The following is an 18,034-nucleotide window of genomic DNA, read 5'->3' as shown; positions in this document are numbered from 1 at the left end:
GGCGCTGTCGCCGCTACAGTGCAGCCATGAGTGCCATGTCTGACACGCTGCCTGGACACAGGCCGACCGCGGCCGCATTGGTGGCCAATGCCTGCCGCCGCATCGAGCGCGCGACGATCCCGCCGCGGCTTGCAACCCTGGCCGCCGAGGCCGGGATGACTCCGCGCCAGTTCCAGCGCCTGTTCAAAACGGTGACCGGGATGACGCCACACGCCTACGCCCAGGCCCGGCGCGGCGAGCGCCTGCGCAATGCCCTGCAGCAGCCCGGTGTGGATGTGCTGGACGCGGCGTTTGCGGCCGGCTTCAACACCGCCAGCCGCTTTTATGCGCAGGCCGAGGGGCTACTGGGCATGGCCCCGGCCCGATTCCGTAAAGGCGGGGCCGGTGAGCGCATCCGCTTCGCGCTGGGGCAATGCAGTCTGGGCGCGTTGCTGGTGGCCGGAACCGACCGCGGGCTGTGTGCGATCTGGCTGGGCGACGATCCGGAGGCCTTGTTACGTGAGCTGCAGGAACGCTTCCCGCGGGTCTGTCTGGTCGGTGCCGATGCCGAGTTCGAGCGCTGGGTGGCCCAGGTCGTGGGGATGGTGGAGGCGCCGGGAATCGAGTGCGCGCTGCCGCTGGACATTCGCGGGACGGTGTTCCAGCAGCGGGTATGGCAGGCGCTGCGCGCCATCCCGCCCGGGCAGACCATGCACTATGCCCAGCTCGCCGCGGCGATCGGGCGGCCCAGCGCGGTGCGGGCGGTGGCGGCGGCGTGCGCCGCCAATCCGCTGGCGGTGGCGATTCCCTGCCACCGGGTGGTTCGCAGCGACGGTGCCCTGGCGGGATATCGCTGGGGGGTGGCGCGCAAGGCGGAGTTGCTGGCGCGCGAAGCGGCCGGGCACTGACGTCCCGGCCGGAATCACTCAGGCCACGGCGCGGGTCGTGCCGGGATGGGGCGCTGGGGCACAGGCGGCACGCAGCTCGGCGCTGTCGAAGTCGTCCACCATGATGGTGTCCAGCGTGATCGCACGCAGCGCCTCCAGCTGGGCACGCTCGTCGGCGGTGATGACGCCAAGCCGCACCGCCTCTTCGACCTGGGCCGGGAACTCCAGCGCGGTGATCTGACCGGACTTGAGCGCCTTGAGGAACTTGCGCTCCACCGGCTCGGCGGCGATGGCCTGGGCCAGATAGCTGTTGATGCGGCCGCCGGGATTGTTGTCACCGGGGGTGAGGAAGGCGCCCGCGGCCAGCCGGTCGCGCGCCTCGTTGGGGTTCATCAGCAGGTTGGCCACCCGCCGCGACAGCCGGTCACCCGGTGCCACTGCGCGCCGTCCCCACGGGAACACCAGCGGCCACAGCAGCCAGCCCAGCGGCCGGATCGGGAAGTTGCGCAGTGCCTGCGAGAGGGCCGATTCGATTTCGTACACGCTGTTATGGAAGGCCCAGGCCAGCAGCGGCTTGTCGGCGTCCGGGCAGCCTTCGTCGTGATGACGCTTGAGCACCGCCGCCATCATGTACAGGTGGCTGAGCACGTCGCCCAGACGGCCGGACAGGGACTCCTTGAACTTCAGCCGCCCGCCCAGCGCGCCCAGCGAGACATCGGTCAGCAGGGCCAGGTTGGCGGCATAGCGGTTGAGCTTGCGGAAGAACTTGCGGGTATAGGCATCGCCCGGCAGCCCGGTTTGCAGGCGCGCGCCGGTCAGACCAAACCACAGCGAACGCACCGCATTGGAAATCGCATTGCCGATGTGCGCATACAGCACCCCATCAAGCGCCTGCAGCCCGGCCCGGCTGTCCGGGTCCTGCGCCGCCCGCATCTCCTTGAGGATGTAGGGGTGGCAGAGAATCGAGCCCTGGCCGAAGATCAGCAGGCTGCGGGTCATGATGTTGGCGCCTTCCACCGTGATGGCGATCGGCGCGGCCTGCCAGCCACGGCCGGCAAAGTTGCGTGGGCCGAGCACGATGCCCTTGCCGCCGATGATGTCCATCACGTCCTTGGACACTTCGCGGGCAGCCGTGGTGCAGTGGTACTTGGCGATCGCAGACGGCACCGACGGCACGTCACCGCGATCCACCGCCGCGGCCGTGGCCTGCGACAGCGCGCTGATCACGTAAGCGCGGCCACCGATCCGGGCCAGCGCCTCCTCCACGCCTTCGAAACGGCCCACCGACAGACCGAACTGCTTGCGAATGCGGGCGTAGGCCCCGGTCACCACCGCGCCGGCCTTGGCGCCGCCGCTGGCGGTGGAGGGCAGGGTGATGGATCGGCCCACGGCCAGGCATTCGTTGAGCATGTTCCAGCCCTTGCCGGCCATGGCCACGCCGCCGATCAGCTGGCTGAGCGGGATGAACACTTCGCGGCCGTGGATCGGGCCGTTCTGGAACGGCGAGTTGAGCGGGAAATGGCGGCGGCCGATGTCCACCCCGGGGGTGTCACGCGGCAGCAGTGCCAGGGTAATGCCGATGTCTTTGGTGTCGCCCAGCAGGCCGTCCGGGTCATACATGCGGAAGGCCAGGCCGATCAGCGTCGCCACCGGGGCGAGGGTGATGTAGCGCTTGTCGAAGGTCAGCTTGACCCCGAGCACGTTGGCGCCGTTCCACTGGCCCTTGCAGACGATGCCGTAGTCCGGGATCGAGGTGGCATCAGAGCCTGCGAACGGGCCGGTCAGGCCGAAGCAGGGCACTTCGATACCGGCCGCCAGACGCGGCAGGTAGTAGTCCTTCTGTTCCTGGGTGCCGTAGCGATGGATCAGCTCGCCCGGGCCCAGCGAGTTGGGCACGCCGACGGTGGCGCTGACCACGCTGGAGATGGAGGCGATCTTTTGGATCACCTTGTGATGCGCCAGCGCCGAGAAGCCCAGGCCGCCGTATTCCTTCGGAATGATCATTCCGAAGAACTTGTTTTGCTTGAGGAAGTCCCACAGCTCCGGCGGCAGATCCGCGTGGACGTGGGTGATCTCCCAGTCGTTGATGCGCTTGCAGAGCTCTTCCACCGGGCCATCGAGGAACGCCTGCTCCTCAGGGGTGAGTTGCGGCTTGGGGTAGGCCAGCAGCTTGTGCCAGTCCGGCTTGCCGTTGAACAGGTCGCCTTCGAAGCCGACCGAGCCGGTTTCCAGCGCGATCCGCTCGGTCTGTGACAGCGGCGGCAGCGCCTTGCGCAGCACGCGCAACACCGGCGCGGTCAGCAATGGCTTGCGGATGGCCGGGATCAGCACGGGGACGGCCACCAGAAGCAGCATGGCGGCAGCCACCAGAGTGGCGGTGGGCGAGGCCCCCAGCAGCCCGCAGGCCACCAGCAGGCTGCCGGCCAGCGCCGCCCAGACCGCCAGGCGCAGGCGGTGATAGGCAGCAAAGGCGGTGGCAAGGATCAGGGCGAGAAAAGGCAGTGCAATGCTCATGACGGGGCTCCCGTGGCGCGGCAACTGGTGCAACGTGGTGAGGCGGTGGAGGCGGGAAACGGCCAGCCGGCGTGCCGGCGTATCCACCATACGCCTTAGTATGGCGATTGGATGTAAGCTGTCAATGCGCAACAATCGAGTGAAAACTCAGCATACTGCGCCCAGCCACCGCAGGGATTTCTTTCTTGATGACCGACACTGCCATTCGCAACGGCCGCCTGAGCGCCGAAGACTGGACTCTGGAAGCGCTTGACCAGATTGCCGAAGCCGGCCTGGCGTCAGTGGCGGTGGAGCCCCTGGCGCGCCGTTTGGGGGTGACCAAAGGCAGCTTTTACTGGCACTTCCCGTCCCGTGATGCCCTTCTGCAAGCGGCGCTTGAGCGCTGGGAGCGCGACGAGCAGGCCGCCTACGGTGCGCTGGAGTCCATCGCCAATCCCACCGAGCGTCTGCGTACTCTGTTTAAGTTGATCGCCCAGCACAGCAAGACCCACGTCATTTATTCCGAACTGCTCAAGGCGGCTGGTCACCCGGCGGTGGACGCGGTGCTGGCGCACGTGCTGGAGCGGCGCATCGGGTTTTTGTTCAAGTGCTTCCGTGAGGCCGGGTTGAGCCAGAAGGACGCCCTCAACCGCGCCCGCATGACCTACGCGATGTACGTGGGTGTGTTGCAGCTGGAGCTGCCGCGCTTCAAGAACCGCCAGCCGATCGAAGGCTTCGACGGCTACATCGAACACATGATGGCCACTCTGGTGCCGCCAGGCTGATCGGCCTTTCGGCCGGGCCGGGCCCGGCTGCGCCCTGATCTGAAATCGATTTCACCAAGCGCCTGATCCAGGCAAGGATGTCGACGCATGAGCAGCAGACTCGAATCGCTCAACACATGGGTGGCCGAGGTGGCACGCTTGACCCGCCCGCAGGCGGTGCACTGGTGCGATGGCTCGGAGGCCGAATACCGCGCATTGCTGGCCCGGATGCAGGCCGACGGCACCCTGTTGCCACTCAACCCGGACACCCACCCGGACAGCTATCTGCACCGCTCGCATCCCGACGATGTGGCACGGGTCGAGCATCTCACCTTCGTCTGCACTCGCGCGCGTGAGGATGCCGGCCCCAACAACAATTGGATGGCCCCGGCCGAGGCGCACGCCAAGATGGACGCCCTGTTCGATGGCTGCATGCAAGGACGCACCCTGTACGTCATCCCCTACTGCATGGGGCCGATCGATTCCCCGCTGTCGCGCTGCGGCGTCGAGATCACCGATTCGCCATACGTGGTGGCCAACATGCGGATCATGACCCGCATGGGCGCGCCGGCACTGGCGCGGATCGAACGCGAAGGCCACTTCGTCAAGGGCCTGCATTCCATTGGCGAGCTCGACCCCGAGCGCCGCTTCATCATGCATTTCCCGGAGGAGCTGACGATCAAGTCGTATGGCTCCGGTTATGGTGGCAATGCCCTGCTCGGCAAAAAATGCCACGCCCTGCGCATTGCCTCCTGGCAGGCCCGGCAGGAGGGCTGGTTGGCCGAGCACATGCTCATCGTCGGGGTGGAAACGCCCGACGGGCAGGTGCACTACATTGCCGCCGCGTTCCCCTCGGCCTGCGGCAAGACCAATCTGGCCATGCTGATCCCACCCGAGCGGTACCGCCGCGCTGGCTGGAAGGTGTGGACGATCGGCGATGACATCTGCTGGATGCGGCCCGGTCCGGACGGCAGGTTGTATGCCATCAACCCGGAGGCCGGGTTTTTCGGTGTGGCACCGGGCACCTCGGCACGCTCCAACCCGAACGCGATGGCCACGATCCGGGCCAACACCATCTTCACCAATGTCGCGCTGACGGCGGATCATCAGCCCTGGTGGGAGGGGATCGACGACGGCAAGCTGCCCGCCGTGGACTGGCGCGGCCGTCCGTACGACCCGGCCAACGGCCCGGCGGCGCATCCCAATGCGCGGTTCACCGTCAGCGCGAAACAGTGCCCCTCGTATTCGCCGATGGCGGAGCATCCGCAGGGCGTACCCATCAGCGCCATCGTGTTCGGTGGTCGGCGCGCCTCCCTGGTGCCGCTGGTCTTCCAGGCCCGCGATTGGGCGCACGGCGTGCTGATTGGAGCCTCGATGGGATCGGAGACCACCGCCGCTGCCACCGGTGCGGTCGGCGTCATGCGCCGCGATCCAATGGCGATGAAGCCGTTCTGCGGCTACAACTTCGCCGACTACTTCGCGCACTGGCTTTCGTTCGACCGGCCCGGCGCCCGCCTGCCCGCGATCTTCCACGTCAACTGGTTCCGCAAAGGGCAGGACGGCCGCTTCCTATGGCCGGGCTTTGGCGAGAACCTGCGCGTGCTCGAGTGGATCATCAAGCGTGTCAACGGCCAGGCGAGTGCAATCGACACCCCGATCGGCCTGCTGCCACGCCAGACCGATCTCGACCTCGAAGATCTGCCGCTGAGCGACGAAGCCCGCACCACCCTGTTCGAGTTCGACCGCGAAGGCTGGCGTGCGGAGCTGGCCAGCATCGGCCAGGAGCTTGACCGCTATGGCGCCCGCCTGCCGGCGGCGCTGCGCCAGCAGCAGCAACGCATCGCCAAGGCGCTGGGGTAAGCGCCGGCCCATGCCCATGCCGACGCCCGGCATGGGCTGCCACGCACCGGGCAGCACGGCGACCAGCGGCCGAACCTGAATGCGCAAATCTTTCCTGAATAGGGCCTGAGGCCCTTGTTAATGATTTGTTGACTGCTCTATAGTCGGGAAGCCTGGCCGCATCCGGCCTGGCAGCTGATGTTCAGCATCATCTCGTCACTTCATCCCGAAGGGGGTTACACACAATGGCTTCGAACTATCTTTCCAAGGGGATCAAGCGCAGCGCACTGGCGGTTGCCTTGGGTCTCTGCTTTGCGGGCGGCGTGCAGGCGCAGAGTACCTCCGGCGATATCGCCGGTAACGTGCCGGCAGCAAGCGGCAGCAAGGTCACTCTGAAGAGCTTGGCTACGGGTATCGTCCGTGAATATCCGGTCGATTCCACGGGTCGTTTCCGCATCTCGGCGCTGCCGATTGGTGCCTATGAGCTGACGCTGCCAAACGGCAGCACCACGCGGGTCAATGTGGTGGCGGGTCAGACCGTGACCGCCGATTTCAATAAGCCTGCCTCTGGTGCGGCCACCACCCTGGATGCCATCACCGTCCTGGGCGGTCAGATCAATGCGATCGACCTGACTAGCACCGAGACGCGCACCACCTTCACGGCAACTCAGCTGAACACCTTACCGGTTGCTCGCGATGTCACCAGCGTGTCACTGCTGACCCCGGGCACTGCGGCTAGCTCCAGCTACTTCGGGCCGGCTTCGTTCGGTGGTGCGTCGGCAGCTGAAAACAGCTACTACGTCAACGGCTTCAACGTCACTAATTTGTACGACATCCTGTCGTTTACGGAAATTCCGTATCAGGCGATCGATCAGTTGGACGTGCAGACCGGTGGTTATGGCGCCCGTTACGGCTTCTCGACTGGCGGCGTGACCAGTGTCAACGTCAAGCGTGGCACCAACGAGTTCAAAGGTGGCATCAGCTATACCTGGACGCCGAATTCGTTGCGCGAGCAGCCGAAGCCGGTTGCGCTGAACGATGGCACGATCTGGCGCAGCTATGACCAGAATGAGTCCAGCTCCAGCAATCTGAGCATCTGGGCTGGTGGTCCGATCGTCAAGGACAAGCTGTTCTTCTTTGCGTTGGCGTCCTATAGCAAGTCGGATTCGACTACGTTCGGTGCCCGCGGTTCCGGCTACCGCGCCGGTGGTTCGCCTGGCAATCCGCTGCCGTACTCCAGCTCTCTTTCCACCACTGCGAACGACTATGAGTCCACGCAGCCCTACTGGCTGCTGAAGCTTGATTGGTATCTGAACGATAACAATCACATCGAATATACGGGCTTCGACAATACCCGCAAGTCCACGTACTGGAACTATCGCGCACTTTACAGCGGGACCGGTCTGGATGCGACGCTGTCCAAGACCACTTACACCGGTCAGGAAAAGCTGGAGAATGGCGGCCACACTGATATCTTCAAGTGGACCAGCTATCTGACCGATAATCTGACCATGGCCCTCCAGTGGGGGCGTATGGATAATACCAATTCGGATTACACCATCGATCCGAGCGGCAAGCCGAATTACTACTATGGCGATGTGAATCAGCCGCCGAGCTGCCCATATGTCATTGACTACCGCGATGCCGCGTCGCCTTTCGGTGGCCAGTTGCCCGGTACCTGCGCCACGACCACGTCGGTCGACATCACCGGTGGTTACAACAAGCGCGATGCTGGGCGTATCGACTTCGAGTGGCAGCTTGGCGACCACAAGGTGAGTTTTGGTTATAGCGATGAGAGGTGGAAGTCGCGCCAAGGCTCCATCCAGGACATCTACTATTTCGGCGAAGATTACAATCTGCTGGATAACACCGCAGTCGGCGATCCTAATCCTCCGGATGGCACGATCGTCATCGATCGTATCTATTTCGCGACGGGCGGTAACGTCGAAATCGACCAGAAGTCTTGGTATTTGGAAGACAACTGGAACATCACCGACAACTTCATGCTTTACGCCGGTATCCGTAACGACTCGTTCGAAAACAAGAACAGTGCGGGTAAGACCTTCGTCAAGCAGGACAACATCTGGCAGCCGCGCCTCGGCTTCACCTGGGACGTACTGGGCAATGGTGACAGCAAGCTGTATGCGTCCGCGGGCCGCTACTCGCTGCCGATCGCAGCCAACGTTTCCCTCCGTGCGGCGTCCGCTTCGTACTACACCGAGAACGTGTATGTGTGGACTGGTGCGTTCGATCCGGCCAACGGCGCTCCGATCCTGGGCGGCTTCTACCGTGGCGGCATCTACAACGCCGTCTATAACGGCGAAGATGGTAGCGTGCCTGATGCGGCTGCCGTTGCGGACAAGAACCTGAAGCCGTATACCCAGAACGAGTTTATCCTCGGTTACCAGCAGCTGATGCATTCGGAAAATTCCTTCCTGGATGGCTGGCAGCTGGGTGTGAAGGCGACCTATCGCAAGATCGTCAACGCCATTGACGACACCTGTGATGTTCGCGCTGTCTACAATGCCGCAGTGGCGGCTGGTTACAGCGTGAGCAATTGGGCCAACCAGTGGACCTCGCCTGGCGGTATCCCCGGCTGCTATCTGTACAACCCGGGTCGCGATCTGAATATCCGTCTGGACGTGAACGTCGATGGTCATATTCGCGATCTGACCATTCCGGCCGCTGCTCTCGGCCCGAAGGCTAAGCGCGATTACAAGGCGGTGACGTTCAGCGCGGATAAGACGACCGAAAAGTGGTCGATCAGTGCGTCGTACACCTGGTCGAAGCTGTACGGCAACCTGGAAGGCTTGGTCAAGAGCACCAATGGTCAGGATGACACCGGTACCACCTCCGATTTTGATTTCAAGGAGCTCATGTACGGTGCGACCGGAGATCTGTTCAACGACCACCGTCACAGCATCAAGGTGTACGGCAGCTACAAGTTCACCCCCGAGTGGGAGATGGGCTTCAACATCCTGGCTCAGTCTGGTTCGCCCAAGTCGTGCCTAGGCGGCGGCCTTGGTAGCTTCGGTACTCAATACGGCTACACGGGCGTGTTCCATGCGTGCGATCCCAACGATCCGACCAAGATCACCCCGGTGGGTGCGGCAGGTCGTACGCCCTGGAACATCACGGTCAGCCCGAACGTGATCTATCGTCCGGCTTCGTTGCCGGGTCTCAGCATGCAGGTGAACGTGTTGAATATTTTCAACAAGATCGTTCCTACGCAGGTCTATGAAACCACCTACGGCATCACTGCTAGTGGTCAGGTCCGGAACTACTACAACTACGGGCAGCCGAAGTTCTTCAACACCCCGCGCTATGTGCGCTTCCAGGTGCAGTACGACTTCTGACGATTTGTTTCAACGAGGTACATTCATGCCGGCGCGCAAGCGCCGGCATTTTTTTGACTCGCTAAATCGCCAAGCAGCCTGACTGGCCAGAAGCGTTTGTGACCTGCCCCCATTTGCCATACCAGCAATTACTGGGAGAGCCCGGGGTTGAAGGGTACTTTGGGTTGATGGATTTGGATACGGTGGTTGGCAGCGAACTGGGCGGGTGGGATGCGGCCACAGCTGCTGTGCGGTCTGACCTCGTTGTCGTCGCGCCGCCACTCGTTGATCACGTCGCGGGCTTGGGCGAGTGACGTGAACCAGTGCTCGTTCAGGCACTCGTCGCGGAACTTGCCGTTGAAGCTCTCGATGTAGCCGTTTTGCATGGGGCGTCCGGGCTCGATCAGCAGGTGCGCGATGCCGTGCTGCTGGGTCCACGCGATGAAGACGCGACTGGTGAACTCGGGGCCGTGGTCGGTGCGTACGGCGCGCGGATAGCCGCGGAACCGGGCGGCTTGATCCAGGGCACGCACGACATAGGCGCCGCTGATGCCATGGTCGACGGTGATGTTGACGCACTCATGGGTGAAGTCATCGGCCACCGTCAGGCACTTCAAGCGGCGGCCGTTGGCCAGCGCGTCGCTGACAAAATCCATGCTCCAGACTGCATTGGGCGCGGCAGCAGGAGCCAGTGCCTGGCGCTCGCCGGGCGGCCTACGGATCTTCTTGCGACGGCGCACGGCCAGGTTTGCCTCGCGATAGAGGCGGTAGACCTTCTTATGGTTCACGGTCGGATACTCCAGGCGCAGCAGGTCGTGCAGACGGCGATAGCCGAACCTGCGGCGCACCTGTGCCAGTTCGATGATCCTGGCCGACAGCGCCTGCGTCGCAGGTGCCGGCTCGGGCGGATGGCGGAAGGCGTCGCGGGATAGCCCCGCAAGGCGGCAGGCCCGTCGCTCGCTCACGGCCGAAGCCTCCAGCATGCGGCGGACCGCCTCGCGTTTGCGTTGCGGGGCTAGCGTTTTACCCCGAAGCCGATCTTCAGCGCCTCGATGTCCAGGTGCGCTTCCGCCAGGAGCCGCTTCAGGCGGTTGTTCTCCAACTCCAGCGCCTTCAGGCGCTTGGCGTCTTCCACCTCCATGCCGCCGTACTTCGCACGCCACGCGTAGAAGCTGGCCGGACTGAAGCCATGTTGCCGGGCCAGCTCCGATACCGCCATGCCGGCCTCGGCCTGCTTGATGAACCCGATGATCTGTTCCGTGGCGAATCGACTTTTGCGCATGTCCGTCCTCTCTGAATGACGGACTCTACCTAGTTTCCTGTGGTACGGCTCTGTGGGGGCAGGTCACTGTGCCGCCCGTCCTTACAACCCCAGATTATTGCCTTCCAGCACCCGTTCGGCGCGGTAGCTGGAGCGCACCAGTGGGCCGGCGACGGCTTCACGGAAGCCCTTGGACAGTGCCAGCTGGCGGTAGGCGCGGAATTCATCCGGGCTGACGAAGCGTTGCACCGGCAGGTGGTGTTTGCTCGGGCGCATGTACTGGCCGAAGGTGACGATGTCCACGTTGGCCTTGCGCATATCGTCCAGGGCCTGCTCGATTTCCTGGTCGGTTTCGCCCAGGCCCAGCATCAGGCTGGTCTTGGTCAGGGTCTGTGGGGCATGGCGCTTGGCGAAGGCCAGGACGTCCAGGGTCTGCTGGTAGCCGGCGCGCGGGTCGCGCACGGTGTGGGTGAGGCGCTCCACCGTTTCCAGATTCTGGGCGAAGACCTCCAGCCCGGCATCGAGCACGCAGGCCACATGGTCGGTGTTGCCTGCAAAGTCCGGGGTGAGCGCTTCGACGGCGGTGTCCGGGCAGCGGGCGTGAATGGCGCGGATGCAGGCGGCATAGTGGCTGGCGCCGCCGTCAGGCAGGTCGTCGCGATCGACCGAGGTCAGCACCACGTACTTCAGGCCCATCAGCGCCACCGCTTCGGCCACGTGTGCGGGTTCTTCCGGATCCAGCCAGCCGCGCGGGTTGCCGGTGGCGACCGCGCAGAACTTGCAGGCGCGGGTGCAGACCGCGCCCATCACCATCAGGGTGGCGGTGCCGTTGCTCCAGCATTCGGCGATGTTGGGGCAGCGCGACTCGGCACAGACGGTGTTGAGCCGGTGCCGGCGCACGATGTCCTGCACCGATTCGTAGGCTGCGCCGCTGGGCAGTTTGATCCGCAGCCACGGCGGCTTGCGGTCCACGTCCGGGACGGTGCTGTTGGCGTTGGGCTTGATGCCGCTTTTGATCGCGGTGGTGCCCTGTGGGGTGACGAACTTGCTGCCGTCGGGGATGGCGGGTTGGCTGGACATGGGGGTTCCGGTCGCGGCGCGTGCGTCAGCGCCAGCGGTTGATTGTATCGCGCAGGGTGCGGGCGGCGCGGGCGGCGGCTTCGGCATAGTCGGCGTCGCGGCTGGCGTACAGGATGCCGCGCGAGGCGTTGATCATCAGGCCGGTCCCGTCGGCGGTGGCGCCGTTTTCGACGACGGCCTGCACGTCACCACCCTGGGCGCCGACGCCGGGGATCAGCAGTGGCATGTCGCCGACGACGGCGCGGATGGCGCGTAGTTCCTGCGGGTAGGTGGCGCCCACGACCAGCGCGCAGTTGCCATCGGTATTCCAGTCGCGGGCGATGGTGCGGGCGATGCGCAGATACAGCGGCTCTCCACCCACGTCGAGTTCCTGGAAATCGCGTGCGCCGGGGTTGGAGGTGTGGCAGAGGAAGATGCAGCCGCGGTCGTTGTACTGCAGGAACGGGTCGGCGGAATCGCGCCCCATGTAGGGGTTCAGCGTCACCGCGTCGGCGCCGAAGCGCTCGAACGCTTCGCAGGCGTATTGCTGGGCGGTGCTGCCGATGTCGCCGCGTTTGGCGTCCAGGATGACCGGGATGTCGGGGTATTCGGCGTTGAGGTGGGCGATCAGCCGCTGCAGTTGCGCTTCGCCGCCATTGTGGGCGGCAAAGTAGGCGATCTGCGGCTTGAATGCGCAGGCATATTCTGCGGTGGCGTCACTGATGTCGCGGCAAAAATTGAACAGCGCATCATCATCGTCCACGAAGCGATCCGGAAACTTGGCCGGATCGGGATCAAGGCCGACACACAGCAGCGAGTCGGCCTGCTGCCAGCGTGCGCGGAGCTTGTCGATGAAGCCCATGGGATGTCCTCACCAGTGCAATGGAAAACGCCCACCATGCGGTGGGCGTGGCACAGTCATTTCAATGCCTTGAAGCGCAGCCGCTTCGGCCGGGCCTCGTCGCCCAGGCGCCGCTTCTTGTCTTCCTCGTACTCGCGGTAGTTGCCCTGGAAGAACTCCACATGCGAATCGCCTTCGAAGGCGAGGATGTGGGTGGCGATGCGGTCGAGGAACCAGCGGTCGTGACTGATCACGAAGGCATTGCCGGGGAACTCGAGCAGGGCATCTTCCAGTGCGCGCAGGGTTTCCACGTCGAGATCGTTGGAGGGCTCGTCGAGCAGCAGCACGTTGCCACCCTGCAACAAGGTCTTGGCCAGGTGCAGGCGACCGCGCTCGCCGCCGGACAGGGTGCCGACCAGTTTCTGCTGATCCGGGCCTTTGAAGTTGAAGCGACCGATGTAGGCGCGCGACTGGATCTCGATGCCGTTGATATTGAGGATGTCCAGCCCGCCGGAGACTTCCTGGAACACGGTGTTGTTGGGGTTGAGCGCGCCGCGGCTCTGATCCACGTAGGCCAGGTTCACGGTCGGGCCGATGATGATCTCGCCGGAATCCGGTTTTTCCTGGCCGGTGATCATCTTGAACAGGGTGGACTTGCCGGCACCGTTCGGGCCGATGATGCCGACGATGGCGCCGGGCGGCACGATGAAGGACAGGTCATCGATCAGCAGCCGGTCACCGAAGCGCTTGCTGACATGGCGGAACTCGATGACGTTGTTGCCCAGCCGTTCGCCCGGTGGAATGAAGATCTCGTTGGTCTCGTTGCGCTTCTGGTACTCGATGGACTGCAGCTCCTCCAGGCGGGCCAGGCGTGCCTTGCCCTTGCTGCGACCGCCCTTGGCATTCTGCCGCGCCCATTCCAGCTCTTTCTGGATGGCCTTCTGGCGCGCTTTTTCCTGATTTTCTTCCTGCCGCAGGCGCTCTTCCTTCTGCACCAGCCATTCGGTGTAGTTACCCTTCCACGGAATGCCGCGGCCGCGGTCGAGCTCGAGGATCCACTCGGCGGCATTGTCGAGGAAGTAGCGGTCGTGGGTGACGGCCACCACGGTGCCGGGATAGCGCTGCAGGAACTGTTCCAGCCACTCCACCGATTCCGCATCGAGGTGGTTGGTGGGCTCATCCAGCAGCAGCATGTCCGGCTTCTGCAGCAGCAGGCGGCACAGCGCCACGCGGCGCTTTTCGCCGCCGGACAGGGTGGCAATCCGGGCGTCCCACGGGGGCAGGCGCAGGGCATCGGCGGCGACTTCCAGCTGCTGTTCCAGGGTATGGGCATCGCCGCTGGCCAGAATCGCTTCCAGCCGTTCCTGCTCCTTGGCCAGTGCGTCGAAATCGGCATCCGGCTCGGCGTAGGCGGCATACACCCGTTCCAGCGCCGCCTGCGCCTGCAGGATCTCACCGACGCCTTCCTCCACGGCCTGACGCACGGTGTGCTCCGGATTGAGCTCCGGCTCCTGCGGCAGATAGCCGACCTTGATGCCGGGTTGCGGGCGTGCCTCGCCTTCGAAATCCTTGTCCACCCCGGCCATGATCTTCAGCACGGTGGACTTGCCGGCACCGTTGAGGCCCAGCAGGCCGATCTTCGCGCCCGGGAAGAAGGACAGGGAGATGTCCTTGATGATGTGCCGCTTGGGCGGCACCACCTTGGACACCCGGTTCATGGTGTAGATGTACTGCGAGGACATGCGGAATGCTCCGTGTAGGCCGCCGCGTCCGCGCAGGGGGCGCGGGCGGCTGCAAACGTGTGGGAATCGCACGATTATACCTGCCGGCGGCCGCCTCCCGGATCTGCGCTGGCTGCGTGAACGGTGCCTGTCAGCGGCTACTGCCGGTGGACTTAAGCCAGTTCTGGTTCAGTTGTCGCCGGCATGATCGGCTTTAAGTCCACCGCACCTGGAGAACGACCATGAAGCGCGTCCTGCTTGCCCTGCTGACTGCACCGCTGCTGCTGTCACTGCTGTCTGCGCCGGTGGCCGCCCATGACCGGCATGGGCACGACCGCGATGATCGCCGTGGCGATTGGTATGACCGCGATGATCACGACCGCGGCTGGCATCATGGGCCGCCGCACAAGACCAGGGTGATCTACGAGCGCGAGGTGGTGTACCGGCCGCTGCCGCCGCGGGTGGTGGTGTATCGGCCGCTACCGCCGCCGCGCTGGGTGCGGGGCGGGTATTACGCCGGCCCCGGCTATGCGCCGACCTATGTCGTGCACGACTGGCGCTATTACCAGCTGCCGCCGCCGCCGCGAGGCTATTACTGGCGGCGCAGCGAAGCCGGTGATTTCCTGCTGGTTGCGGTGGCCACCGGCATCATTGCCGACCTGATCCTGCATCACTGACTGCCCGCACCGGAATAGGTATCCGAAGGCGCCTGCGGGCGCCTTCGTCGTTCTTGTTTGCCTGCCAGCTCGAAGCGAAGGCCGGGACTATCCGGGCGCCGTTGTGGCAGAGGGCGATCGCCCGATGGGTTGCGTGGTTTGCGCGTGCCGAGGCGGCGGTGCCGCTGGTTGGATCAGGGCGCCCTTACGCCTGGTGCAGGAGTCGTTGCAGCAGCAGGCTGCTGGTGGCCACCGCAAGCCAGGTGCCCAGGCCCAGCAGCAGCGGGCGAGCGCCGGTGGCGAGCAGCCGGCGCAGGTCGGCGGACAGGCCAATCGCGGTCAGCGCCAGTACGATCAGGAACGAGGCAATCTGATGCAGCGGAGCCAGCCAGGCGGTGGGGACCACCCCGCTGCCGCGTAGGGCGGCGGCGGCCAGAAAGCCAAAGATGAACCAGGGCACGATCCCGCGCAGCGAGACCGGGCCAGTGCTGGCATTGCGCTGCCGCCAGGCCTGCCAGCCGGCCAGGGCCAGACAGACCGGGATGATCAGAGTGGCACGGGTCAGCTTGACCACGGTGGCGATGTCCCCGGCGGCATGGCTGTACAGATAGCCGGCGGCAACCACCGAGGACGTGTCGTTGATCGCCGTGCCGGCCCACAGCCCGAAGCCGGCGTCACTCAAACCCAGCAGGTGCCCCAGTGGCGGAAACACCAGTACCGCCACCAGGTTGAACAGAAAAACGGTGGACAGCGCCAGGGCGGTGTCGTGTTCGTCCGGACGCAGGATCGGGGTGACTGCGGCGATCGCCGAGCCGCCGCAAATGCCGGTGCCGACGCCGATCAGCGTGCCCAGCACGTGATGGACCCGCAGCCAGCGCGCCAGCGCCCAGGCGGTGAGGAATGCCACGCCCAGCGTGGACAGGGTCACGGTCAGCGAGGACAAGCCGGTCTGCACGACCTGTCGCAGGTCGAGCCCGAAGCCCAGCGCCACCACCGCCGCCTGCAGCAGGTACTTGCCGGTGAAGCGGATGCCGGGGGCGGTGGCGGCTGGAAGCGGCCAGAGGTTGCGCACCAGCAGCCCGGTCAGGATGCCTAACACCGCGCCGCCCACCAGCGGCCAGCGCAGACCCAGGGCATAGGCCAGTGCGGCCAGCGGCAGGCATAGCAGCAGGCCGGGCAGCAGGCGGGCGGTTGGGGTGTCAAAGGAGGGGGCGCCAGCGGACATGAAGATGGGGGGGAGTGGAACACGGGCGCATATCATCCGGCATTCCGTGCGGTTTGGTGCTGCCCCGGCGGTCTTAAGCTGCGGCGTGGTGCCACCGTGGGCAGGGGGAGCAAGGGCTACAATCAGGGAATTGTTCCCGCCCTCCCCGGAGCCAATCGCATGTTTTCCCGCGCCGACACGCTTGCCGCCTTCGACCCTGAACTTGCCCAGGCCATCGCGGCCGAAACCCGCCGGCAGGAAGATCACGTTGAGCTGATCGCCTCCGAGAACTACGCCAGCCCGCGAGTGATGGAAGCGCAGGGCAGCCAGCTCACCAACAAATACGCAGAGGGCTATCCGGGCAAGCGCTACTACGGGGGCTGCGAGTTTGTCGACGTGGCCGAGCAGCTTGCCATTGACCGCTGCAAGCAGTTATTCGGCGCCGACTATGCGAACGTGCAGCCGCATAGCGGCTCACAGGCCAATCAGGCCGTGTATTTCGCACTGCTGCAACCAGGTGACACCATCCTCGGCATGTCATTGGCGCACGGCGGGCACCTCACCCACGGCGCCAAGGTCAACGCCTCGGGCAAGCTGTTCAACGCGGTGCAGTACGGCGTCAATGACGCAGGGCTGATCGATTACGACGAGGTCGAGCGACTCGCCCTGGAGCACACGCCAAAGATGATCGTGGCCGGCTTCTCCGCGTATTCGCAGGTGGTCGATTGGGCGCGTTTCCGTGCAATTGCCGACAAAGTGGGCGCCTACCTGTTCGTGGACATGGCGCATGTGGCCGGGCTGGTGGCGGCGGGCGTCTATCCCAGCCCGCTGCCGCATGCGCACGTGGTGACCTCCACCACCCACAAGACCCTGCGCGGCCCGCGCGGCGGGATCATCGTCGCCAGCAGGGCCGGCATGGGCGCGCAGGCGGAGGAACTGGAGAAGAAGCTGCAGTCCATCGTCTTCCCGGGCATCCAGGGTGGGCCGCTGATGCATGTGATCGCGGCCAAGGCGGTGGCCTTCAAGGAAGCGCTGGAGCCGGCATTCAAGGACTACCAGCAGCAGGTGGTGAAGAATGCCAAGGCCATGGCCGGCACCTTCATCGAACGCGGCTACAAGATCGTTTCCGGCGGTACCGAAAACCACTTGATGCTGGTCGATCTGATCGGCCGCGAGGTGACTGGTAAGGACGCCGAGGAGGCGCTCGGGCGTGCCCACATCACGGTCAACAAGAACGCCGTGCCCAATGATCCGCGCAAGCCGTTTGTCACGTCGGGGCTGCGCGTCGGTACGCCGGCGATCACCACCCGCGGCTATCGCGAGGCCGATGCGGTCGAGCTGACCCACTGGATCTGCGATGTGCTGGACAACCCGAACGACGAAAACGTCATCGCTCAGGTGCGTGCCAACGTCGAGCAGCAGTGCCGGCGCTTCCCGGTGTACGGTTGAGGAATCCAGACGATGCAGGAGCGTGTGATGCGAAAAATCCTTGCTTTGGCCCTGTCGCTTGGCGCCCTGGGGCTGGCGGCTACCGCCAGTGCGCAGGCGCCACGCTGGAGCAGCAATACCGACTACAGCGCACCGGGCGCGCGCGATCTGCCGGTCACTTGCCGGGATGGCGACATCCAGCCCTTTGCCGGCAAGACCATGGGCGACGTGTTTGGGGCGGCATGGCCGGAGGTGCCGGTGGCCAGCAGCGCGCATACACCGCCCAAAGTCCTCAGCCACGGCAAGGTGATTCCGCCGCGTGGCCTGGAAGGCAAATGGGCGACGGTGGTGGTGGCGGTTCTGGTGGGTGCCGATGGCAAGCCGCTGGCCTCGGAAGCGATCTGCATGAGTGATGGTGCCTTTGCGATCGCGGCCAAGCGGGTGCTGGCCAATGCCACCTTCGCGCCGGCCACGGTCGATGGCACGCCGGTCACCACCGTGCTGGCGGTGCCGATTTCGTTCCGCCAGCCGCGGCGGGGCGCCAGCGCCGGCAGCAGCCAGGAATAA

The 18,034-nt window shown here is 64.9% G+C and carries 13 protein-coding genes; 7 read left to right on the top strand and 6 right to left on the bottom strand.

Translation table 11 applies throughout. The features are described 5' to 3' along the window. The first annotated feature begins 26 nt into the window (after nucleotides 1-26). Nucleotides 27-887, top strand: coding sequence for a methylated-DNA--[protein]-cysteine S-methyltransferase (locus tag BUA29_RS00990; protein WP_143148758.1), 861 nt, complete (start codon nucleotides 27-29; stop codon nucleotides 885-887). A gap of 18 nt (nucleotides 888-905) precedes the next feature. Here the strand turns inward: BUA29_RS00990 and BUA29_RS00985 are convergent, their stop codons facing one another. Further along, the gene (locus BUA29_RS00985; protein ID WP_072754772.1) at nucleotides 906-3,380 is read right to left on the bottom strand and encodes an acyl-CoA dehydrogenase; all 2,475 of its coding nucleotides are present in this window, start codon (nucleotides 3,378-3,380) and stop codon (nucleotides 906-908) included. 188 nt (nucleotides 3,381-3,568) lie between these two features. Between BUA29_RS00985 and BUA29_RS00980 the strand changes: the two genes are divergently transcribed. The 3 genes from BUA29_RS00980 (at nucleotide 3,569) to BUA29_RS00970 (ending at nucleotide 9,318) form a co-directional block, all read left to right on the top strand. Next, nucleotides 3,569-4,144, top strand: a complete 576-nt coding sequence (locus BUA29_RS00980) for a TetR/AcrR family transcriptional regulator (protein ID WP_072754771.1) — start codon at nucleotides 3,569-3,571, stop codon at nucleotides 4,142-4,144. A gap of 87 nt (nucleotides 4,145-4,231) precedes the next feature. Continuing rightward, the gene (locus BUA29_RS00975) at nucleotides 4,232-5,983 is read left to right on the top strand and encodes a phosphoenolpyruvate carboxykinase (GTP) (RefSeq protein ID WP_072754770.1); all 1,752 of its coding nucleotides are present in this window, start codon (nucleotides 4,232-4,234) and stop codon (nucleotides 5,981-5,983) included. Between the two features lie 224 nt (nucleotides 5,984-6,207). Continuing rightward, on the top strand, nucleotides 6,208-9,318 hold the full coding sequence (locus tag BUA29_RS00970; RefSeq protein ID WP_072754769.1) for a TonB-dependent receptor: 3,111 nt from the start codon (nucleotides 6,208-6,210) through the stop codon (nucleotides 9,316-9,318). Nucleotides 9,319-9,446: 128 nt separating this feature from the next. On the opposite strand, the gene BUA29_RS00965 is transcribed toward BUA29_RS00970, so the two are convergent. From BUA29_RS00965 to ettA, 4 genes are all read right to left on the bottom strand, one after another. Continuing rightward, nucleotides 9,447-10,579 (bottom strand): IS3 family transposase gene (locus BUA29_RS00965; RefSeq protein WP_143148757.1). Its coding sequence is split into 2 segments (ribosomal slippage): nucleotides 9,447-10,324 and nucleotides 10,324-10,579, totalling 1,134 coding nucleotides; the frame shifts between segments, so codons are not numbered across the junction. 81 nt (nucleotides 10,580-10,660) lie between these two features. Next, the gene (gene lipA, locus BUA29_RS00955; RefSeq protein WP_072754766.1) at nucleotides 10,661-11,638 is read right to left on the bottom strand and encodes a lipoyl synthase; all 978 of its coding nucleotides are present in this window, start codon (nucleotides 11,636-11,638) and stop codon (nucleotides 10,661-10,663) included. Between the two features lie 25 nt (nucleotides 11,639-11,663). Further along, the gene (gene pyrF, locus BUA29_RS00950) at nucleotides 11,664-12,479 is read right to left on the bottom strand and encodes an orotidine-5'-phosphate decarboxylase (RefSeq protein WP_072754765.1); all 816 of its coding nucleotides are present in this window, start codon (nucleotides 12,477-12,479) and stop codon (nucleotides 11,664-11,666) included. Nucleotides 12,480-12,535: 56 nt separating this feature from the next. Beyond that, on the bottom strand, nucleotides 12,536-14,200 hold the full coding sequence (ettA, locus tag BUA29_RS00945; protein ID WP_072754764.1) for an energy-dependent translational throttle protein EttA: 1,665 nt from the start codon (nucleotides 14,198-14,200) through the stop codon (nucleotides 12,536-12,538). 221 nt (nucleotides 14,201-14,421) lie between these two features. Between ettA and BUA29_RS00940 the strand changes: the two genes are divergently transcribed. Beyond that, complete coding sequence (locus BUA29_RS00940) at nucleotides 14,422-14,856, top strand: RcnB family protein (protein ID WP_072754763.1); 435 nt, start codon at nucleotides 14,422-14,424, stop codon at nucleotides 14,854-14,856. A gap of 184 nt (nucleotides 14,857-15,040) precedes the next feature. Here BUA29_RS00940 and BUA29_RS00935 read toward each other — a convergent pair whose 3' ends face one another. Continuing rightward, on the bottom strand, nucleotides 15,041-16,060 hold the full coding sequence (locus tag BUA29_RS00935; protein WP_072754762.1) for a YeiH family protein: 1,020 nt from the start codon (nucleotides 16,058-16,060) through the stop codon (nucleotides 15,041-15,043). A gap of 159 nt (nucleotides 16,061-16,219) precedes the next feature. On the opposite strand from BUA29_RS00935, the gene glyA reads away from it, so the two are divergent. Then, nucleotides 16,220-17,488: a serine hydroxymethyltransferase gene (gene glyA / locus BUA29_RS00930; protein WP_072754761.1), complete on the top strand. Its 1,269-nt coding sequence runs from the start codon at nucleotides 16,220-16,222 to the stop codon at nucleotides 17,486-17,488. 27 nt (nucleotides 17,489-17,515) lie between these two features. Next, entirely contained in the window at nucleotides 17,516-18,034 is a 519-nt protein-coding gene (locus BUA29_RS00925; protein WP_178137879.1) for an energy transducer TonB, read from the top strand.

It is taken from the genome of Thermomonas hydrothermalis (assembly GCF_900129205.1).
Taxonomy (GTDB): Bacteria; Pseudomonadota; Gammaproteobacteria; order Xanthomonadales; family Xanthomonadaceae; genus Thermomonas; species Thermomonas hydrothermalis.
This window is presented reverse-complemented; position numbering and strand designations above follow the sequence as displayed.